Source organism: Streptomyces sp. NPDC005496, assembly GCF_042872045.1.
Taxonomy (GTDB): Bacteria; Actinomycetota; Actinomycetes; order Streptomycetales; family Streptomycetaceae; genus Streptomyces.
Map to the genome: position 1 here is coordinate 376355 of NZ_JBIAJQ010000003.1, position 20598 is coordinate 396952.

Here is a 20598-nt window from a genome sequence, read left to right on the forward strand (position 1 = left end):
ACGATCCGAGGGCTACGGGGGCCGGTCATGCATCCGATGGTGAAACCCGCGCTGCGGCGCGGCTGGCGGGATCTCAACACCGTGCAGTTCGGCATGGCCCCGGCGCACGCCATAGTGCTGGGCCCGATGGACACGGCCACGGGCAGCTTCCTGACGCTGCTCGACGGGACCCGCGGGCTGCCGCTGCTGCGGGACGAGGGACGCCGGATGGGTCTGCCGGACGGCCATGTGGACGGCCTCGTCGAGCGCCTCGCCGGCGCCGGACTGCTGGACGACGCGACCGGTGGCGGGCCGGCCGCCGACGCCCTGCGCGGGAGGAAGGCTTTACTGGACCGGCTCCGCCCGGACTTCGCCTCGCTGTCGCTGGTCGCTCCCGGTCCGGGCGAGGCGATCGAGCGCCTGGCCGCCCGCCGCTCCCTGCGGGTGCAGGTGCGCGGAGCGGGTCGGGTGGGTGTCGTGCTCGCCTCGCTGCTGGCGGGCGCGGGCGTGGGCGAGGTCGACGTCCGGGACGGCGGCCGGGTGGAGCCGGGCGATGTCGCTCCGGGCGGTCTGCCCGCCGAGTCCATCGGCGAGCGCAGGGAGGAGGCCGCCCGGCGGGCTGTGCGGCTCGCCGCCCCCGACCGGCCACCCCGCCGCAGACGGGCACCCGCACCGGATTCACCGGGCTCACCGGGCTCACCGGGCTCACCGGGCTCACCGGGCTCACCGGATGAGCAGACGCCGCCTCCCGCGGAGCCGACCTTCCCGGAAGGACGGGCGCACCTCCTCCCGGACGAGTCCGGCTGGTCGCTGGTGATCCTCGCGCCCCGGGACGGACTGGCGGTCTACGCACCCGACCCGGCCGCCGCCGACCAGCTCATCGCCTCCGGGACGCCGCACCTGTACGCGGGAGTAGTGGAGGGGACGGGTGTGGTCGGCCCCCTGGTCCTGCCCGGCGAGACCGGATGCGCGGGCTGTCTGGACCAGGCACGCGCCGACCGGGACGAGACCTGGCCGCGGCTGATCGCCCAGTGGCGCTCGGGTGGCGTTCGCCACGTCCAGGCCTGCGATCTCGCCCTGGCGGCCGCTGTCGCCGGGCTGGCCGCGAGCCACGCGCTCGCCTTCCTCGACGCCACGGCGCCCGCAGGCACCGGGATCCGCTGGGAGGCGTCCGTGCCGGAACCGACCTGGCACGCCCGGCCTGTGTGGCCCCACCCCACGTGCCCGTGCGGGGCGGCGGAGAGAGGTAAGGAAGAACACACCCCCGGGGACGGGGAACCGCACGAGACAATGGCGGAGCAACAGCCGCCGACGGGGTCACGCCACGAGGCACACGCCGCGCGGCTGTCTGGGACTTGGAGGGCGCATGTCTGATCTTCCCCGCAAGGCGGTCACCCGGACCGCCAAGCTCGCGGCGCTCCCGCTCGGCTTCGCCGGGCGGGCGACGTGGGGGCTCGGCAAACGCATCGGCGGGAAGTCGGCGGAGATCGTGGGCCGCGAACTCCAGCAGCGCACGGCGGAGCAGCTGTTCAAGGTGCTCGGCGAGCTCAAGGGCGGTGCGATGAAGTTCGGGCAGGCCCTGTCCGTCTTCGAGTCCGCGCTGCCCGAGGAGGTCGCGGGCCCCTATCGTGCGGCGCTGACGAAGCTCCAGGAGGCCGCGCCTCCCATGCCGACGCGGACCGTGCACACCGTGCTGGAGGAGCGGCTCGGCGAGGACTGGCGGGAGCTCTTCCAGGAGTTCGAGGACAGGCCCTCCGCGGCGGCCTCGATCGGCCAGGTGCACCGGGCCGTGTGGCACGACGGGCGCGAGGTCGCGGTCAAGGTCCAGTACCCCGGCGCGGGCGAGGCGCTGCTCTCCGACCTGACCCAGCTCAGCCGCTTCGCCCGTCTCCTGGGTCCGCTCATCCCCGGCATGGACATCAAGCCGCTGATCACCGAGCTGCGCGACCGGGTCTCCGAGGAGCTCGACTACGGGCTGGAGGCCCAGGCCCAGGCGGCGCACGCGGAGGAGTTCGCGGACGACCCGGACGTGGTGGTCCCCGCCGTCGTCCACCAGAGCGACCAGGTGCTGGTGACGGAGTGGATCGACGGGACCCCTCTCTCGGAGGTGATCGCCGACGGCACCCGGGAGCAGCGTGACCGGGCGGGCCAGCTGCTGGCCCGTTTCCTGTTCTCGGGTCCCGCCCGCACCGGCCTGCTGCACGCCGACCCGCACCCGGGCAACTTCCGTCTCCTGCCGGACGAGGAGAAGGGCTGGCGTCTCGGCGTCCTGGACTTCGGCACGGTGGACCGGCTGCCGGGCGGCCTGCCCAGCACCATCGGCAGCTCGCTGCGCATGACCCTCGAAGGAGAGGCGGAGGCGGTCTACGGACTTCTCTGCGAGGAGGGTTTCGTCAAGGAGTCGATAGAGCTGGAGCCGGACGCGGTCCTGGACTACCTGCTCCCGATCATCGAACCGGCCCAGGCCGACGAGTTCACCTTCACCCGCGGCTGGATGCGCAGCCAGGCCGCACGCATCGCCGACCCCCGCTCCCCCGCCCACCAGCTCGGACGGCAGCTCAATCTGCCGCCGTCCTACCTGCTGATCCACCGGGTCACCCTCAGCACCATCGGTGTGCTGTGCCAGCTGGGTGCGACGGTGCGGTTGCGGGACGAACTGGAGGAGTGGCTGCCCGGCTTCCTCGCAGAGGAGGACCCGATGGAGGAGCTGCTGGAGGAGGAACTGCTGGAGGAGGAGTCCGCCGCCGAAGCGTGATCGGGCCTACCACCAGGCCCAGTCGAGGCGGCCCTCGATCGCCCTGAGGTTGGCCCGGGCGCACGCCTCGCAGAAGTAGTGGCGGGCGCCGTTCTCCACGGAGCAGGTCCAGGTGACCGGTGGTCCTTCGGCGGAGGTGCCGCAGCGGGCGCACACGACGCGCGGGGGCTCGGCCGGGTCGTTCCGCGGCGTGGAGCCGTCGTCGTCGTTGTCCCCGGGAAGGCTCGTCACCCGGCGACGATAGCGCCGCACCGAGCGGCCCGGCGCCCACAACGCACCGCGGGGGCCGGTCCGTTCGGACCAGCCCCCGCTCTGACATCTCGTCTACTTCTCGTGACCGCTTACGGTCACTGCATGACGGCCATGGCCAGCGCCCGGCGAGCACGCATCGAGGCGCGCTCGGCACGGCGCTGCATCCGCCGGGCGGTGGCCAGGCGCACGGCCTGTCGTTCCCGCTCGGCTTCGTGCAGGCGGTCGTGCATATGCGCACGAGCCATGGCTTCTGGGATGAGTTGCATCTCGCGGGTCCTGTTCTGGCGCGAGTCGTTCGCACCGGTGGTGGAGAAGTCTGGGATCGCGGAGCCGACGGGCTCGGTGGTGGACGGCTTCATCGGGGCCTGCTTCTTGGGGTCGTTCGTGAGGGGGCGGTCGATCGTTCCTGCGGTGTTCATGCTGTGACCGGGTTCTTGCGCGGACGGCCACGCGGCCGCTTGCGGGCCACGACGACCCCCTGCACGAAGAGCTCGCCACCCCAGACGCCCCAGGGCTCGCGCCGCTCCTTGGCGCCGGCGAGGCAGGCCTCGACCAACGGGCAGGTGCGGCAGAGGGACTTGGCGTACTCGACATCGGCCGGCGACTCCGCGAAGAAGACCTCCGGGTCGTACGAGCGGCAGGGGACGGGTACGCCGAGGTTCTCGATGGCGTCGTCGAGCGCGGTGAGCGCGGTGAGCGGAGTCAAGGTGGAGTCCTCCGTGAGGCCGGGCGGGGGGATCGTCTCGGAAGGCGGTACGGACGGGGCGTGCGCTTCGAGTTGCACGGTTTGTTTTCCTCGTCTGGTCGTGCCGGCCGGTTGGCCGGTTGGCGGCTTGGTACCGGGTTTTCTTGTCCCGAGGCCCCTTCGCTCCGGCTGTCCCCGGTCGGGGACAAACAGAAGGGCCGCGGATCCCGGGTGGGGTTCCGCGGCCCTGAAGGCGCCGGCCTGATCGAGAATCAGGCTGGATCACTCCAGGGTTCAGGCCCACGGAAGGCCCACATCGTGTGGTGCTGCTTCGTCTGCTCCAGGGATCCGGCACCGGCCGCCGCAAAGGCATAGGTCCGCACCTGTGCCGCTACTGCTTCCAGTGCCTGGATCGGTCGCTCATTGCGCTCACGAACGGGAAGACCCGCGAGAGCCACACTGGACGCCGGACGGACGGCGGAGATGCCGGACAGACCGGTGCCCAGGATGGAGACGCCGAGCGTGCAGACAGAGGCGACCGAGGGATCGGTCATTTTGACGGTGCTGGTGGAGCTGAAGTTGATGCTGATCACTGGAATCGCCTCCTCTCGGCGTCTATGGGGACCGGGGTGAACCGGTCCGACGGTTGTTAAGTACATCACGAAACCAGGGCCTCGGAGAAGGCCGCCGTTTCCGTGTTAAGAACCTATGGGGATCGCTGGGGCATGCGCAAACTATTTTTTCGACGAGTTTGAATCAGTCGACGTCGTCGTCCCCGCCGGGCTCGCGACCTGCGCAGATGGCCAGAACATCGGCTCCGAAACGGTTCAGCTTGCGTACTCCGACCCCCGGGATCCGCGCCAGCTCGCGCTCGTCGTCGGGCACGGACTCCGCGATGGCCATCAGTGTCTTGTCGGTGAAGACGCAGAACGCGGGCTGCCCACTGCGCTGCGCCTGCACCGCGCGCCACTCCCGCAGCCGCTCGTAGAGCCCCTCGTCCATGTCGGAGGGGCAGTCCTCGCAGCGCATCAGTTTCATCTCGCCCGCGTCGGTGAGCGTGCGTCCGCAGACCCGGCAGCGGGCCGGTGTCCGGCTGGTGCGCCGCACGGCGCTGCCGCCCGCTCTCCCGATCCCCCGCTCTATCCCGCCGGCGCCGACCGCTCCCGCGCGGCCCGCCGTGGCGACGGAGCCGGGGCGCAGCCCGTCGAGGAAGCGGCTGGGACGGCGGCTGGCCCGGCCGCCGGGCGAGCGGGACAGCGCCCAGGAGAGGAACAGGTGCTCTCTGGCCCGGGTGACGCCGACGTAGAGGAGCCGGCGCTCCTCCTCGATCTGCTCGTCCGTCTTTGCGTAGGTGATCGGCATCATGCCCTCGGCGACCCCGACCAGGAAGACGACGTCCCACTCCAGGCCCTTGGCGGAGTGCAGCGAGGCGAGCGTGACGCCCTGGACGGTCGGCGCGTGCTGGGCACCGGCGCGTTCGTCCAGCTCCGCCACCAGGTCGCCCAGGGTGGCGTCCGGTTTGGCCGCCGCGAAGTCCTGCGCGAGGTTCACCAGGGCGGCCAGCGACTCCCAGCGCTCCCGGACCGCTCCCGAACCGGCGGGCGGCTGGGTGGTCCAGCCCTCGCCGGAGAGGACCGCGCGGACCTGCGAGGGCAGGTCGACCACGTCGTCCAGGAGGGAGTCGTTGCCGCCGAAGCGGGCCGCGCCGCGCAGGGCGACGCCGGCCTTGCGCACCTCCGGGCGGTCGAAGAATCGCTCGGCTCCGCGCAGTTGGTAGGGCACCCCGGCGTCGGCGAGGGCCTGTTCGTAGATCTCGGACTGCGAGTTCGTGCGGAAGAGGACCGCGATCTCCGCGGCCGGGACTCCGGAGGCGATCAGGTCGCGGATGCGGCGGGCCGCGCCCTCGGCCTCGGCGGGCTCGTCCGTGTACTCGGTGTAGACGGGTTCTGGGCCGGGGCCGCGCTGGGAGACCAGCTCCAGTCGGTGGTCGGCGGCCCGGCCGCGGGCCTGGGCGAGCAGCCCGTTGGCGAGGTGGACGACCTGGGGCGAGGAGCGGTAGTCGCGGACGAGCTTGACGACGGTGGCCCCGGGGTGGCGGGTGCGGAAGTCGAGCAGGTGGTCGGGGGTTGCACCGGTGAACGAGTAGATCGTCTGGCTGGCGTCGCCGACGACGCAGAGGCTGTCGCGCTCCCCGAGCCACAGCTCCAGGAGGCGCTGCTGGAGCGGGCTGACGTCCTGGTACTCGTCGACGACGAAGTGCTGGTACTGGGAGCGGACCTGCTCGGCGATGTCGTGCCGGTCCTGCAGCACGGCCACGGTCAGCAGCAGGACGTCCTCGAAGTCGATGACCGCGCGGTCGCGCTTGAGGTCCTCGTACGTCGAGTAGAGCTGGGCGATCTCGGCCGGGTCGCGGGGGGTCTCGCGGCCCGTCTTGGCGGCGGCGGCCGCGTAGTCGCCGGGGACGGTCTGGGTGACCTTGGACCACTCGATCTCGGCGGTCACGTCGCGCAGCTCGCCCCGGTCGAGCCTGATGCGGCAGGCGGCCGCCGCGTCCGCGACGATCTGGATCTTGCGGTCGATGATGCGGGGCATGCTGCCACCGACTGCTTTCGGCCAGAAGTACTGGAGCTGGCGCAGGGCGGCGGAGTGGAAGGTGCGGGCCTGGACACCGGAGGCGCCGAGCTGCCTGAGGCGGCCGCGCATCTCGCCCGCGGCACGGTTGGTGAACGTGACGGCCAGCACGCTGGAGGGCTGGAGGATCCCGGCGCGTACTCCGTAGGCGATGCGGTGGGTGATCGCCCGCGTCTTGCCCGTGCCGGCTCCGGCCAGCACGCACACCGGACCGTGCAGGGCGGTCGCGACCTCGCGCTGCTCGGGGTCGAGCCCGTCGAGCACCGCGTCGGCCGTGTCCGGTACCTGAGGGAAGAGGGTGGAGTGCGTTGCTGCTGTCACACCGCCATGCTGCCAGGTCGCGGGAGACGGGTGAGCCGGTTGTCCACAGGGGGGCACCACTTGTCGTACCAATGCGGCAGGCGTCACAGCCGTCACATCGCAGGACTCGGCACCGGACCGGCGCCGGACCCGGGCCGTGCGCCGGCCCGCCCGCGGGAATGGCGGCCCGGTCACGTACGTTCCACTGACTGCGAACACGCACCCTCTGCCGCGAAGGAGCACAACAGACATGCCGGGCACTGTGACGATGTACAGCACCACGTGGTGCGGCTACTGCCGCCGGCTCAAGAGCCAGATGGACCGGGAGGGCATCACGTACAACGAGATCAACATCGAGCAGGACCCGGATTCCGCCGCGTTCGTGGAGAAGGCGAATGGCGGAAACCAGACGGTTCCGACCGTCCTCTTCCCGGACGGGTCGACGCTCACGAACCCCTCGCTGGCCCAGGTCAAGCAGAAGATCGGCGCGTAGCGCGGGACGTCGTCGGCACGCGGCCGTCGGCCGCGGCGTGAGCGTGACGATCGCGAAGGCCGGGCACCTCATGGGTGCCCGGCCTTCGCGTTGCCGTCCCTGAGACCGGTCGCACGTCGTCCGCGCGCGGCCCGGCGCCCGTCAGGGGCGTGACCTCACGGACGCGGCAGGGGCTTGCCGTACCAGAGCTCGATCAGCCGGGCCGCGATGGAGATGCCGTACGGGGGCAGCACCTCGCCGGACTCGAAAGCGGCCCGCAGGTCCTCGCGGGAGAACCAGCGCGCCTCCTCGATCTCCTCGCCGTCGACGTCGATCTCCGACGACGTGGCGCGGGCCATGAAGCCCAGCATGAGGCTGGAGGGGAAGGGCCAGGGCTGGCTGGCGACGTACTCGACCTCGCCGACCGTGATCCCGGCCTCCTCGAAGACCTCGCGGCGCACCGACGTCTCGATGGACTCGCCCGGTTCGACGAAGCCCGCGAGCGTGGAGAAGCGGCCCTCGGGCCAGTGCACCTGGCGGCCCAGCAGGATGCGGTCGTCGTCGTCCGTGACCGCCATGATCACGGCCGGGTCGGTACGGGGGTAGTGCTCGGCTCCGCAGGCCGGGCAGCGGCGGATGTGGCCGGCGGCCGCGATGACCGTGCGCTCGCCGCAGCGCGAGCAGAAGCGGTGCAGCCGCTGCCAGTTCTCCAGGGCGACCGCGTGCACCATCAGTCCCGCGTCGCGCGGGGACAGGAGCAGCCCCGCCTCCCGCAGGCCGGCCGGGCGGGCGGACTGGTCGATGCGCCCCGGCAACGCGTCCTTCTGCAGGGCGAAGTAGCTCACGCCGTCGTCGTCGGTGCCGAGGAAGTAGCGGTGCGCCTCGGTCAGCGGGGCCTCGAAGGACGGAGTCATGACGAGTTCGGTGGTGCCGTCCGCCGCCTCGTCGATGAGGACCTGACCGCCGGAGACCACGAAGACGCGGGTGGTGGGGTGGCTCCACGCCGCCGCGAGCCAGGCCTCGTCGAGCCGGTGGTGGGCGGCCCGGTCGATGCCGCTCGGGGCGGTGAGCGAGATGGGACGGTCGGCGCTGTGGTCGGTCCAGGTGGTCACGGGTGCTTCCAACTCCCCCGATGGAAAGGTTGTTTCGGCTGGCGGTGCGGCGGGACGGGTGCGGAGGTCGTTCTTCGGCGTGCGGCCGGCCTTCTTCAGTGTGCCTCGCCCCAGTTCTCGGCCAGGTCGCCCCAGAGGTGGGCGGTGGTCTCGACGCCCTTCATCAGGAGGTCGAGCTCCACCTTCTCGTTCGGCGCGTGCCAGCCGTCGGACGGGACGGAGATCCCCAGGAAGAGCACCGGCGCCCCCAGCACCTCCTGGAGGTCGGCGGCGGGACCCGAGCCGCCCTCGCGGGTGAAGCGGACCGGCTGCTCGAAGGCCCGGCCCATGGCGCGTACGACGGACTGCAGCGCGGGGTGGTCGAGCGGCGTCAGGCAGGGCCGGGTGGCCGCGCCGAAGGTGATCTCGTGCCGGATCCCGGCGGGCAGCTGATCGGCCGCCCAGGCGCGCACCGCCTTCTCGATGTGGTCCGGGTCCTGTCCCGCGACCAGCCGGAAGGACAGCTTCACCATGGCCGAGGACGGGATGATCGTCTTGCTGCCGGGGCCCTGGTAGCCGCCGCCGATGCCGTTCACCTCGGCGGTCGGGCGGGCCCAGATGCGCTCCAGGGTGGTGTGCCCGGCCTCGCCGTGGGTCGCGGCGGACCTGGCCGTACGCAGCCACCGCTGCTCGTCGAAGGGCAGCTCGGCGAAGAGTTCGCGCTCGCGGTCGGTGAGTTCGACGATGCCCTCGTAGAAGCCGGGGACGGCCACGCGCGCGTGCTCGTCGTGCAGGGCGGCGACCAGGCGGGCGGCCGCGGTGGCCGGGTTCGGCACGGCGCCGCCGAAGGAGCCGGAGTGGATGTCCTGCTCCGGTCCGTGCAGCTCGATCTCGCACTCGGCCAGGCCGCGCATGCCCGTGCACACCGTCGGGGTGTCCTCGGACCACATGCCGGTGTCGGAGACGATCACCGCGTCCGCGGCGAGCCGGTCCGCGCGCTGTTCCACGAGAGCGCGGAAGTGCGGCGAGCCGGACTCCTCCTCGCCCTCGACGAGCATCTTCAGGTGCACCGCGGGGGCCGTGCGACCGGTGGCGGCGAGGTGGGCGCGGACTCCGAGTGTGTGGAAGAACACCTGCCCCTTGTCGTCGGCGGCCCCGCGCGCGTGGAGGCGGTTCCCCCGGATCACCGGTTCGAACGGCTCGGTGTCCCAGCCGTCCGCGCGGGCGGCGGGCTGCACGTCGTGATGCCCGTAGACGAGGACCGTGGGCGCCTGTGGGTCGTCGGCGGGCCACTCGGCGAAGACGGCGGGCGCGCCCGACGTCTCCCACACCTCGCTGACCGGGAAGCCGGTCTCCTTGAGCTTGGCGGCGAGCCAGTCGGCGCTGCGTGCCACGTCCGCGGCGTGGTCGGGCTGCGCCGAGACCGAAGGGATCCGCAGCCACTCCGCGAGGTCGTCGAGGAAGGCGGCGCGGTGCGCGGCGATGTACGTGCGGATGGTGCTGACAGCGCTGTCAACGGGCTTGCTCATGGCCACGAGCCTAGCGGCCCCCGCCGACACCCTCGTCCGGCGGATCCTCGGGAGCCCCGTCGGCGTCAGCGGGATCCTCCAGCAACAGCCGTTCGAGCGCCGCCCGGTCGGGGAGCCCGTCGAGGTTGACGACCTCGCCACTGCGCACGTACAGGAAGGTGGCCCGGACGGACGCGAGGGGGACGCCCTGCTGCTCGGCCCAGGCCAGTCGGTACACGGCGAGCTGGAGCGGGTCCGCGGTGCGGGTGCGGCTCGTCTTCCAGTCGACGATCTCGTACGTCGTGCCCTCGGCTCCGTCCTCGCGGTAGACGGCGTCGATGCGGCCGCGCACGACGCGTCCCGCGACGGACAGCTGGAACGGGGACTCCACCCGGTACGGGGTCCGGTGCGCGTACGGGCTGCGCTCGAAGGCCTCCTTGAGTGCCTCCAGGTCGCGCTCGTCAGCGATCTCGGCCTCGCTGCCCGGCAGCTCGTCCGGTTCCAGCATGGGCAGCCGCAGCGCCTCGAAGCGGGATTCGACCCAGGCGTGGAAGCGGGTTCCGCGGCGGGCCGCGGGCTGGGGCGGGCGGGGCATGGGGCGGGCGAGCTCCTGGGCGAAGCCGTCCGGGTCGGCGGCCAGCCGCAGCAGCTGCGAGGCGGTCAGGGACGCGGGCAGGGGTACGTCCGTGACGCTCGCGCGGGCCCGCAGGAGCTCGCCGGTGAGAGCGTCGAGGTCGCGGTCCCAGGAGGCGAGGGTGCGGGCTTCCTCCGGGGTGAGCGGCGCGCCCCCGGCCTCGGACGCGTGATCGAGGTCGTCGGGGTGGGAACGGGCGTGCGGGATGACGGGCCGGTCGTCCTCGCCGGACGGTCCCGCCGTCGGTTTCTGCTCCCGCTCGTGTTCCTCGGGAAGCGGCACGCGCGCGTGGGGCGTGCCTGCGGGGCGGTCCGTCGTCCAGGAGTCCCAGTCGGCGGTGGCCTCCTCGGAGGGGTCGGCGTCGTAGGAGTCGTCGGGGAACTCCTCGTCGTCCGGTGGCGGCGGCCAGTCCGGGTCGTCGTGCGAGGAAGGGTCGTGGAGGGCCTCGGGCCGGCCCGCCCCCGGGTGGGTCTCGTCATGGGAGGCGAGCCGCTCCAGGTGCGCCAGCACGGTCTCCGCGGCGGCGCGCCGGCGAGCCAGCGCCAGGTCGTCCAGGGGCAGCGGCCACGCGTGATCGGCGGCGGCCTCCTGGAGGGCGGGGTTCTCCTCGTCCTCGGCCGGCTCGTCCGCCCAGACCTCGATCTCGCCGTGGCCGGACGCGCAGTGCTCGTACAGGGCGTGCAGGAAGTCCGAGGGGCCGCGCGGGCGCTTCTGCGAGGGGCCCCACCAGTGGCCCGAGCCCAGCAGCAGGGAGCGGGGGCGGGTGAAGGTGACGTAGCCGAGCCGCAGTTCCTCGGTGTGCTGGTGCTCCTTCATGGCGTCGTGGAAGGCCTTCATGGCCCTGGCGTCCCAGGAGTCGATGTCGGGCAGCGTGTCGGCGTCGCCGCGCAGCTCGTGCGGCAGGACCTTCCCCTGGGCGGTCCACTTCTCGCGCCCCTGGGTGCTGGGGAAGGTCCCGGTGACCAGTCCCGGCACCGCGACGACGTCCCACTCCAGGCCCTTGGACTTGTGCGCGGTGAGCACCTTGACGGTGTTCTCGCCGCCGGGGAGGGCGTTGTCGAGGCCCTTCTCGTACTGGGCGGCGGTCCGCAGGAAGCCGAGGAAGGCCAGCAGGGTCGCCTCCCCGTCACCGGCCGCGAAGGAGGCGGCGACGTCCAGGAAGTTGGAGAGGGTCTCCCTGCGGCGGGCGGCCAGCGCGTGCGGGGACGCCGACAGCTCGACCTCCAGTCCGGTGACGGCGAGCACCCGGTGCAGGACGTCCATCAGGGGGTCGGACAGGGAGCGCCGCAGGTCGCGCAGTTCGGCGGCGAGACGCGCGAACCGCACCCGGGCGTCGGGCGAGAACGGCAGCCCGTCGTCCTCGGCCTCGGCCCCGAAGGGCATCTCGAGGAAGGTGTCGAGGGCGTCCGCGAGCGATATCACCTCGGCGGGGTCGACCCCCTCGACGGCGGCGGCGAGCCGGCGGTCCGGGTCGTCGTCGTCCCCGCGCGCATGGGACACGAGCAGCCGGGCCCGCCGCCCCAGGAGCGCGAGGTCGCGCGGGCCGATCCGCCAGCGCGGTCCGGTGAGCAGGCGTACGAGGGAGGCGTTGGCCCCGGGGTCCTGGAGGACTTCGCAGACCGCGACGAGGTCGGCCACCTCGGGCAGGTGCAGCAGGCCGGAGAGGCCGACCACCTCGACCGGGATGTCCCGGGCGACGAGCGCGCCCTGGATCTCGGCGAAGTCCGTCGCCGTGCGGCACAGCACGGCGATCTCGCCGGGTGCCTTCCCGGTGCGTACGAGGTGGGCGATCGAGTCGGCGAGCCAGTCCATCTCCTCGGCGTGGGTGCGCAGCAGCGCGCAGCGGACCGTGCCGTCGCGCTCGGCTCCGGGGGCGGGGCGCAGGGCCTCCACGCCCGCGTGCATCGCGCGCAGGGGTTCCGCGAGGCCGTTGGCGAGGTCGAGGAGCCGGCCTCCGCTGCGGCGGTTCTCACTGAGCGACTGGCGGGCCGCCGGGCGGCCGTCGGCGTGCGCGAAGTGTTCGGGGAAGTCGTCCAGGTTGGCGACGGAGGCGCCGCGCCAGCCGTAGATCGCCTGGCAGGGGTCGCCCACCGCGGTCACCGGATGGCCCGTGCCGGCGCCGAACAGTCCGGCTAGCAGGACGCGCTGGGCCACCGACGTGTCCTGGTACTCGTCGAGCAGCACCACGCGGAACTCGTCGCGCAGGATCGCGCCGACCTCCGGGCGGGTGCGGGCCAGGGTCGCGGAGAGGGCGATCTGGTCGCCGAAGTCGAGCAGGTCGCGCTCCCGCTTGGCCGCGCGGTAGCGGCCCACCAGCTCGGCGAGCTCACGCCGGGCCCTGGCCGCCTCGGGCACCTTGCGGAGGTCGGCGTTGCTGAGCCGGGCGTCCTCCAGGGAGCGCAGCAGCTCGGCGTCGTACGCCCGCAGGTCCTCGATCCCCACGAGGTGCTCGGCCAGTTCGGAGTCGAGCGTGAGGAGGTCGCCGACCAGGTCGGGGAAGGAGCGGGTCAGGGCGGGATAGGGGCCCGGGGCCTCCCGCAGCACCCGCGCGGCGAGCTGGTAGCGGGTGGCGTCGGCGAGGAGGCGTGCCGTCGGTTCCAGCCCTATGCGCAGGCCGTGGTCGGTCAAGAGCCGGCCGGCGAACGCGTGGTACGTCGAGATGACCGGCTCACCCGGCGGGTTGTCCGGGTCGATCACGTCGGGGTCGGTGACGCCGGCCCTGACCAGCGCCTTGCGGACGCGCTCGGCCAGCTCACCGGCCGCCTTGTTCGTGAACGTCAGGCCCAGCACCTGTTCCGGGGCGACCTGTCCGGTGCCGACGAGCCACACCACGCGGGCCGCCATCACCGTGGTCTTGCCCGAGCCGGCTCCGGCCACGATCACCTGCGGGGCGGGCGGTGCGGTGATGCACGCCGTCTGCTCCGGGGTGAACGGGATGCCCAGGAGCTCCTTGAGCTGCTCGGGGTCGGTGATACGGGCTGGCACGTCAGAGAGGCTAGCGGCGCCCACTGACAGCGGAGACCGCATCGGCGCACGGGACGGAAGAAGCGCTGGTCAGCTCACGAGGTGCGGTATGTCACTCGGGCCGCGCCGACCGTCGGCGGGCAGCCGCCGCGGGGCGCTCGTACGTCGGCGGGCGGCCGCCCCGGGGTGCGCGGGGCGCTCGTACGTCGGCCGTTCGAGGGACGCCTCACTCGATCACCTGCCGCCCTTCCGGCCGGGCGCTGCACGACGCCCGGAACGCGCAGTGCGTGCAGTGCTGTCCTGTGCTCGGCGTGAACCGTTCGTCGAGGACCTTGCCCGCGGCGGTGGCGAGGAGGTCGCCGACCCACTCCCCCGTCAGCGGCTCCTGCGCCTGGACCTTCGGGAAGGTCTCCCCGCCGTTCTTCTTGGCGGCGCCCTGGCGCAGCTGGACGAGTTCGGCGCCGCCCGGCTCCGGGCGCACCCCGTCGAAGACCTCGTCGACGGCGCCCTGGTTCACGGCCAGCTGGTACACCGCCAGCTGCGGGTGACGGGCGACGTCGGCCGCCGTCGGTGCCTGCTTGCCGGTCTTGAAGTCGACCACGTAGGCGCGGCCTTCGGTGTCCGTCTCGACGCGGTCCATGGAGCCCCGGATGCGCACTTCGTAGGAGCCCGCCTCCAGGGTCACGTCGAAGTCGTGCTCACTGGCCACCGGCCTGCGCCCCGTGCGGTCCATGACGTGCCACCGCAGGAAGCGTTCGAGCGCCACGCGCGCGTGCTCCTTCTCCTGCGACGACTTCCAGGGCGCGTCGAACGCGAGCGCGTTCCACACCGAGTCGAGGCGTTCCATGAGGACGGCGAGGTCGGCGGGCGTGTGCCCGGAGGCCACCTCGTCGGCGAGCACGTGCACCACGTTGCCGAATCCCTGGGCGGCGGTCGCGGGTGCGTCCGCCTTCACCTCGCGGCCCAGGAACCACTGCAGGGCGCAGGTGTTGGCGAGCTGGTCCAAGGCGCTCCCGGAGAGCACCACCGGGTGGTCGCGGTCGCGCAGCGGCACCTTGCTCTCGGTCGGCTCGTACATGCCCCACCAGCGGTAGGGGTGTGCGGACGGCACCAGGGGGCGCCCGTCCTCGTCGCCGAGCGCGGCGAGCCTCGCCAGCCGGCGGGCCGCGGCCTCCCGCAGGGTGTCGGAGACCCGCGGGTCGACGGTGGTCGCCCGCAGTTCGGCCACCAGGGCGGCCACGGACAGTGGGCGGCGCGGGCGGCCGGTCACGTCCCTGGGCTCGACGCCGAGCTCGGTGAGGAAGCGGGAAGGCTGGTCCCCGTCGTCCGCCGGGGCCTTCACCGCGGTGACGACGAGGCGTTCACGCGCGCGCGTGGCGGCCACGTAGAACAGGCGGCGCTCCTCGGCGAGCAGCGCGCCGGGCGTCAGCGGTTCGGCGAGGCCGTCACGTCCGATGCGGTCGGCCTCCAGCAGGGAGCCCCGCCGACGCAGGTCGGGCCACAGCCCCTCCTGGACACCGGCGACGACGACGAGCCGCCACTCCAGGCCCTTGGAGCGGTGCGCGGTCATCAGGCGGACGGCGTCGGGGCGTACGGCCCGGCGGGTGAGCGTGTCCGCGGCGATGTCCTGCGCCTCGATCTCCTCCAGGAAGTTGAGGGCGCCGCGGCCTCCGACGCGCTCCTCGGCGCGGGCGGCGGTCGCGAACAGCGCGCACACGGCGTCGAGGTCGCGGTCGGCGTTGCGGCCCGCGGCGCCGCCGCGCCGGGCGGAGCGCTCCAGCCGCTGCGGCCAGGGTGTGCCGTCCCACAGGTCCCAAAGGGCCTCCTCCGCCGTCCCGCCGCCCGCGAGCCGCTCCCGGGCCTTGCGCAGCAGCGCGCCGAGCCGTTGGGCGCCCCGCGCGTACGCCGGGTCGTGCGCCACCAGCCGTTCCGGCTCGGACAGCGCCCGGGCCAGCAGTTCGTCGGAGGGCGGCGGTACGTGGTTGCCGCCGGCGCGCTCCTCCTCGCGCAGGGCCCTGCCGAGCCGTCGCAGGTCGGCGGCGTCCATACCGGCGAGCGGGGAGGCGAGCAGGGTGAGAGCGGTCTCGGTGTCGAGCCATGAGCCCTCGGGACGAGACCCGGGCGTTCCGGTCTCCGCACCGCGCTCGACGGGATCCGGGGTTTCCGTGTCCTGGCCGGCCTCGGTGGAGTCCGGGGTTTCCGTCTCCTCGCCGGGCTCGGTGGGGTCCGGGGTTTGCGCGACCTCCCCGGATTCGGGGAATTCCGTGATGCCGGTGTCCTCGGGCTCCGCCGTCTCGGCCGTCTCCGCCTCCGCCGTCGCGACCGCCTTGAGCGCCGTGAGCAGCGGCGCGACCGCCGGTTCGTGCCGCAGGGGCAGGTCGTCGCCGTCGATGTCCAGGGGGACCCCGGCGGCCGTGAGGGCACGCCGGAACGCGGGGATGGTGCGGGAGCCCGCGCGTACCAGGACCGCCATGTCGCCCCAGGGGACGCCGTCCTCCAGGTGGGCGCGGCGGAGGATGTCCGCGATGTTGTCCAGCTCCGTGCCGGACGTCGGGTACGTGTAGACCTCGGCCCGCCCACCGCCGCGGACCGGCGTGAGTTCGCGGTGGGCGCGGACCTTCTCCGCCGGGAGGCGGGTCAGGGGCATGCGCTGGGTGACCAGACGGGTGGCCTCCAGCAGGGCGGCGCCCGAGCGGCGGGACGTGCGCAGGACCTCCACGGGGGCCGGACGGCCGTCCGCGCGCGGGAAGGCGTGCGGGAACTCCAGGATGCCGTTCACGTCGGCGCCCCGGAACGCGTAGATCGACTGGTCGGGGTCTCCGAAGGCCACCAGGGTCCGGCCGCCTCCAGCGAGAGCGTGCAGCAGCCGGACCTGCGCGGGGTCGGTGTCCTGGTACTCGTCCACGTAGACCGCGTCGTACTGGGTGGCCAGCCGCTCGGCGACCTCGTTCCGTCCGGCGAGCAGCACCGCGCGGTGGACGAGTTCGGCGTAGTCGAGCACTCCCTGCATGTCGAGGACGTCCAGGTACTCGGCGAGGAAGGCGGCGGCGGCCCGCCAGTCCGGGCGGCCGATGCGGGAGGCGAAGGCGTCCAGGGCGTCGGGGCCGAGCCCGAGTTCACGGCTGCGGGCCAGCACCGCGCGGACCTCGTCGGCGAAGCCGCGGGTGGTCAGGCAGGCGCGCAGTTCGTCCGGCCAGCGCACGTGCGCCAGACCGAGCTTCTCCAGGCCGGGCTGGCCGGCGAGCAGCTCGCGCACCGCCACGTCCTGCTCGGGGCCGGACAGCAGCCGCAGGGGCTCGACGAACAGCTCGCTGTCCTGGTGGGCGCGCACCAGGGCGTAGCAGTACGAGTGGAAGGTGGTGGCGCGCGGGGCGCGGGCCGCCCCGATGCGCAGCGCCATGCGGTCGCGCAGTTCCACGGCCGCCTTGCGGCTGAAGGTCAGCACCAGGATGCGCTGCGGGTCCGCGCCCCGGGCGATGCGCGCCGCCACGGACTCGACGAGCGTCGTCGTCTTTCCGGTGCCGGGACCTGCCAGGACGAGCAGCGGGCCCGCCTTGTGGTCAACCACCGAGCGCTGTGCCGCGTCCAGACGAGGGGGGTCCGGCCGGGCGGGCGGGGTACGCACCAGTCGGTAAGCGCCACGGCTCCCCTGGCGCACCTGGTGGTGCGACAGACGCCTGGTGGAAGAAGAGGAGCTCACGTGGTTCGCCGGTCCTGGTGGTTGTGCGATCGGTCACTGCCGGCGCGGGGCGCCGTCCTTCAGGGGTGGTCGGGTGACGGGCGGGCGGGCCGCCGCACGGGGCGGGCGGTGACCGCGAGGTGAGGGAGACGCGCGTCGTCGGTGCCACGCGGGTGGACGCCGGGGAAGACGCTACGCCGGTGGACACCGTGGAAGGAGGCCTTCCCCTTCTTCCCTCGTGCCCCGTGCGTCCCTCGCTCCCCGAACGTACGGCATGTCCCGCGGGTGCCCCGTTTCCCTCGTACGGGCCACAGGTTCCCCGTTCGCCGGTCCGATGCCGGAAGCTGTCAGGTGTGACCCTCCGCGCGCCCGCCCCCGTCCCATCTCGCCCGTCTCATGTCGACGCGGGGCAGATGACCTGCGGAGGCCCGGCCCGCTTCCTTCAGAGGCGTGCCCTCCGCGCGGTAGTGGCCCAGCGCCTCCAGCTCGTGGCCGGGGACCAGCACCCCGTCCGCGCGTATGACCCGCCACCAGGGAACCGCGCCTCCGTAGAGGGCCATCACGCGGCCCACCTGTCGCGGGCCGCCCTCCTCCAGCCATTCGGCGACGTCCCCGTACGTCATGACGCGCCCGGACGGGATCAGCTCGGCGACGTCGAGCACCCGCTCCGCGTACTCCGGCAGGGCGTCCGCCGGAAGGCTCTCCTCGCTCATCCGACCCATCCTGCCCCACCCCACCGACAATTCGACCGGGCGGTCACGCTGCGTACGCGTCGCCCCGGGACCACACTCGAGGCAGGCCGTTGGACCCCGTATTGCACCCTCCTGCCCCCGTGTCCCGGCGGGGCATGCCACCATCGTGCGGGCGGTGACAGGTGATACGAGATCAAGAAGAGACGATGAAGCAGCAGGGTGTGCACCCCGAAGACGCGGAGGGCACCTCTGAGGCGTCGTCGCGCCCGGACGCCGCCCGGACAGATGACGGAGCGGCCGAGGACGTGTCCGAGGAGAACGCCGACTGCGCCGAGGACCAGCACAGCGACGAGGTCGAGGGCGACGAACCGCTGCTCCCCGCGCGCGTGCACCGGCCTTCCGACCTCATGCGGCTCCTGGTCGGGATCCTCGCGATCGTGGTGCTGCTGGCCATCGCCGCGTTCGCGCACGGCACCACCTCGGGGCTCGAACAGGACATCAACAAGGGCACCGGCCAGGCACCCGATCTGCTGATCAAGATCGCGGGTCTGGCGTCGAGCATCGCGATCCTCCTGGTGCCCGTCGCCTTCGCGATCGAGCGGCTGATCAAACGGGACGGCCTGCGCATCGCCGACGGCGTGCTCGCCGCGGTCCTCGCCCACGGTGTGACACTCGCCACGGACCTGTGGGTCGCCAAGGCCGCCCCGAACTCGATCCAGGAAGCGCTCACCCAGCCCTCACCCGGCGACGTCCACGCCCTCACCGACCCGGTGCACGGCTACCTCGCGCCCGTCATCGCCTACATGACGGCCGTCGGCATGTCGCGCCGCCCGCGCTGGCGGGCCGTGCTGTGGGTGGTGCTGCTGCTGGACGCCTTCTCGATGCTGGTCACCGGCTACACGACACCGTTCTCGATCATCCTCACGGTGCTGATCGGCTGGACGGTCGCCTACGGGACGCTGTACGCGGTCGGCTCGCCGAACGTGCGTCCGACCGGCCGGACGCTGATGGCGGGGCTGCGGCACGTGGGCTTCCGCCCGGTGAGCGCGGCCCGCGACGAGGCCCCGGACACCACCGAGAACGGCGACCGAGGGCGGCGCTACTTCGTCACCCTGGAGGACGGCCCACCCCTCGACGTCACGGTCGTGGACCGGGAGCAGCAGGCGCAGGGGTTCTTCTACCGCGTGTGGCGCCGGCTGACGCTGCGCGGCATCACCACGCGCCGCAGTCTGCAGTCCCTGCGCCAGGCGCTGGAGCAGGAGGCCCTGCTCGCGTACGCGGCCATCGCGGCCGGCGCCAACGCGCCCAAGCTGATCGCGACCTCGGAACTCGGCCCTGACGCCGTGATGCTCGTCTACGAGCACACGGGCGGCCGCACCCTCGACTCGCTGCCCGACGACATGATCACCGACGAGCTCCTGAGGGACACCTGGCACCAGGTCCACGCCCTCCAGTCGCGGCGCATCGCGCACCGCAGGCTCGCCGGCGACGCCATTCTGGTGGATCGTTCCGGCACGGTGATCCTCACCGACCTGCGCGGCGGTGAGATCGCGGCCGGCGACCTGGTGCTGCGCATGGACATCGCGCAGCTCGTGACCACGCTCGGACTGCGTGTCGGCGCCGAACGCGCGGTCGCCTCAGCGGTCGGCGTGCTGGGCCCGGACGCGGTCGCCGACTGCCTGCCGCTGCTCCAGCCGATCGCGCTGACGCGCTCCACGCGCGCGACGCTGCGCAGACTGGCCCGCGAGCGCGCCCAGCGCGAGCGCGACGCGGTGCTGGAGGCCTCCCGGCAGGACAAGCTCGCCCGCACCGAGGAAGCCCACGAGCACACCGGACCCGTACTGGAGAAGCCGGGCAAGAAGGCCGTACGTGCCGAGCAGCGGGCGGAGAAGCGGGCCATCGACGACGCCGTGGAGGAGGCGCGCGAGGAGGACCTGCTCACCCAGATCCGCCACCAGGTGCTGCTGATCAGACCGCAGGCGCCCGTCGAACCGGCGCGTCTCGAACGCGTCCGCCCCCGCACGCTGATCAGCTTCATCGCCGGTGCCATCGGCGCGTACTTCCTGCTCACGCAGCTCACCCACATCGAGTTCGGCACCCTCTTCGACAGCGCCGAATGGGGCTGGGTCGCCGCGGCCGTGCTGTTCTCGGCGCTGAGCTACTTCGCGGCGGCGATGAGCCTGCTGGGCTTCGTGCCCGAGCGGGTGCCGTTCATGCGGGCCGTGGCCGCGCAGGTCGCCGGCTCGTTCGTGAAGATCGTGGCGCCCGCCGCGGTGGGCGGAGTCGCTCTCAACACCCGCTTCTTGCAGCGCGCCGGGGTCCGCCCCGGACTCGCGGTGGCGAGTGTCGGCGCCTCGCAGCTGTTCGGGCTCGGCTGCCACATCCTGATGCTGCTCTCGTTCGGCTACCTGACCGGAACCGAGAAGACACCCTCTCTCTCGCCGTCCCGCACGGTCATCGCCGGCCTGCTCACCGTCGCGGTCCTGGTGCTCGTGGTCACGTCGGTGCCGTTCCTGCGGAAATTCGTCGCCACGCGCGTGAGGTCGCTGTTCGCCGGCGTCGTGCCGCGCATGCTCGACGTCCTCCAGCGGCCGCAGAAGCTGATCACCGGCATCGGCGGCATGCTGCTCCTCACCGCCTGCTTCGTGATGTGCCTGGACGCATCGATCCGGGCCTTCGGCCACGACGAGACGACCACGCTCAGCCTCGCCAGCGTCGCCGTCGTCTTCCTCGCGGGCAACGCGCTCGGCTCCGCTGCGCCCACCCCGGGCGGTGTCGGCGCGGTCGAGGCGACGCTGACGGTCGGTCTGATCGCGGTCGGGCTCCCCAAGGAGGTCGCGGCGCCCGCGGTGCTCCTGTACCGGCTCCTGACGCTGTGGCTCCCGGTGCTGCCCGGATGGCTCTTCTTCAACCACCTGACACGCAAGGGCGCCCTCTAGACGCGTACCCGGGTGAC

Annotated in this window: 14 protein-coding genes; 4 read left to right on the forward strand and 10 right to left on the reverse strand. The window is 72.9% G+C overall.

Going from position 1 to position 20598, the window contains the following annotated elements:
- The first annotated feature begins 27 nt into the window (after positions 1-27).
- Both ACFYQQ_RS10395 and ACFYQQ_RS10400 read left to right on the forward strand, forming a co-directional pair.
- Complete coding sequence (locus tag ACFYQQ_RS10395; protein ID WP_355781652.1) at positions 28-1353, forward strand: TOMM precursor leader peptide-binding protein; 1326 nt, start codon at positions 28-30, stop codon at positions 1351-1353.
- Entirely contained in the window at positions 1346-2734 is a 1389-nt protein-coding gene (locus ACFYQQ_RS10400) for an AarF/ABC1/UbiB kinase family protein (protein WP_356238229.1), read from the forward strand. Before ACFYQQ_RS10395 ends, ACFYQQ_RS10400 begins: the two co-directional genes overlap by 8 nt.
- Positions 2735-2740: 6 nt before the next feature.
- On the opposite strand, the gene ACFYQQ_RS10405 is transcribed toward ACFYQQ_RS10400, so the two are convergent.
- The 5 genes from ACFYQQ_RS10405 to ACFYQQ_RS10425 all read right to left on the reverse strand — a co-directional run bounded on the left by ACFYQQ_RS10405 (position 2741) and on the right by ACFYQQ_RS10425 (position 6680).
- Positions 2741-2965, reverse strand: a complete 225-nt coding sequence (locus tag ACFYQQ_RS10405; protein ID WP_355789311.1) for a hypothetical protein — start codon at positions 2963-2965, stop codon at positions 2741-2743.
- 116 nt (positions 2966-3081) lie between these two features.
- Positions 3082-3405 (reverse strand): hypothetical protein, encoded by a 324-nt coding sequence (locus tag ACFYQQ_RS10410; protein ID WP_355789308.1) that lies wholly within the window; start codon positions 3403-3405, stop codon positions 3082-3084.
- Positions 3402-3770, reverse strand: a complete 369-nt coding sequence (locus ACFYQQ_RS10415; protein ID WP_030038270.1) for a WhiB family transcriptional regulator — start codon at positions 3768-3770, stop codon at positions 3402-3404. Before ACFYQQ_RS10415 ends, ACFYQQ_RS10410 begins: the two co-directional genes overlap by 4 nt.
- A 173-nt stretch (positions 3771-3943) precedes the next feature.
- Complete coding sequence (locus ACFYQQ_RS10420; RefSeq protein ID WP_355789303.1) at positions 3944-4264, reverse strand: hypothetical protein; 321 nt, start codon at positions 4262-4264, stop codon at positions 3944-3946.
- A gap of 163 nt (positions 4265-4427) precedes the next feature.
- Positions 4428-6680, reverse strand: coding sequence for an ATP-dependent DNA helicase UvrD2 (locus ACFYQQ_RS10425; protein ID WP_355789316.1), 2253 nt, complete (start codon positions 6678-6680; stop codon positions 4428-4430).
- Between the two features lie 172 nt (positions 6681-6852).
- Here ACFYQQ_RS10425 and ACFYQQ_RS10430 point away from each other — a divergent pair, with 172 nt between their 5' ends.
- Positions 6853-7095, forward strand: coding sequence for a mycoredoxin (locus ACFYQQ_RS10430; RefSeq protein ID WP_030929162.1), 243 nt, complete (start codon positions 6853-6855; stop codon positions 7093-7095).
- Positions 7096-7250: 155 nt separating this feature from the next.
- Here the strand turns inward: ACFYQQ_RS10430 and nudC are convergent, their stop codons facing one another.
- From nudC to ACFYQQ_RS10455, 5 genes are all read right to left on the reverse strand, one after another.
- Positions 7251-8186, reverse strand: coding sequence for an NAD(+) diphosphatase (gene nudC, locus ACFYQQ_RS10435; RefSeq protein WP_355793709.1), 936 nt, complete (start codon positions 8184-8186; stop codon positions 7251-7253).
- A gap of 95 nt (positions 8187-8281) precedes the next feature.
- Positions 8282-9694: a dipeptidase gene (locus ACFYQQ_RS10440; protein WP_355793711.1), complete on the reverse strand. Its 1413-nt coding sequence runs from the start codon at positions 9692-9694 to the stop codon at positions 8282-8284.
- A gap of 10 nt (positions 9695-9704) precedes the next feature.
- Positions 9705-13334 (reverse strand): UvrD-helicase domain-containing protein, encoded by a 3630-nt coding sequence (locus tag ACFYQQ_RS10445; RefSeq protein WP_388904188.1) that lies wholly within the window; start codon positions 13332-13334, stop codon positions 9705-9707.
- Positions 13335-13497: 163 nt separating this feature from the next.
- On the reverse strand, positions 13498-16971 hold the full coding sequence (locus ACFYQQ_RS10450; RefSeq protein ID WP_356168474.1) for an ATP-dependent DNA helicase: 3474 nt from the start codon (positions 16969-16971) through the stop codon (positions 13498-13500).
- A 326-nt stretch (positions 16972-17297) separates the two neighbouring features.
- Complete coding sequence (locus ACFYQQ_RS10455) at positions 17298-17663, reverse strand: MGMT family protein (protein WP_355782300.1); 366 nt, start codon at positions 17661-17663, stop codon at positions 17298-17300.
- 185 nt (positions 17664-17848) lie between these two features.
- On the opposite strand from ACFYQQ_RS10455, the gene ACFYQQ_RS10460 reads away from it, so the two are divergent.
- Positions 17849-20581, forward strand: coding sequence for a lysylphosphatidylglycerol synthase transmembrane domain-containing protein (locus ACFYQQ_RS10460; protein ID WP_355782297.1), 2733 nt, complete (start codon positions 17849-17851; stop codon positions 20579-20581).
- Positions 20582-20598: the final 17 nt, after the last annotated feature.

Bases quoted from the DNA above. Each gene is read 5' to 3' on its own strand.
- ACFYQQ_RS10400 (WP_356238229.1), top strand. From the start codon at position 1,346: ATGTCTGATCTTCCCCGCAAGGCGGTCACCCGGACCGCCAAGCTCGCG.
- ACFYQQ_RS10410 (WP_355789308.1), bottom strand. From the start codon at position 3,405: ATGAACACCGCAGGAACGATCGACCGCCCCCTCACGAACGACCCCAAG.
- ACFYQQ_RS10455 (WP_355782300.1), bottom strand. From the start codon at position 17,663: ATGAGCGAGGAGAGCCTTCCGGCGGACGCCCTGCCGGAGTACGCGGAG.
- ACFYQQ_RS10430 (WP_030929162.1), top strand. From the start codon at position 6,853: ATGCCGGGCACTGTGACGATGTACAGCACCACGTGGTGCGGCTACTGC.
- ACFYQQ_RS10445 (WP_388904188.1), bottom strand. From the start codon at position 13,334: ATGCGGTCTCCGCTGTCAGTGGGCGCCGCTAGCCTCTCTGACGTGCCA.
- ACFYQQ_RS10440 (WP_355793711.1), bottom strand. From the start codon at position 9,694: ATGAGCAAGCCCGTTGACAGCGCTGTCAGCACCATCCGCACGTACATC.
- ACFYQQ_RS10395 (WP_355781652.1), top strand. From the start codon at position 28: ATGCATCCGATGGTGAAACCCGCGCTGCGGCGCGGCTGGCGGGATCTC.
- ACFYQQ_RS10460 (WP_355782297.1), top strand. From the start codon at position 17,849: ATGAAGCAGCAGGGTGTGCACCCCGAAGACGCGGAGGGCACCTCTGAG.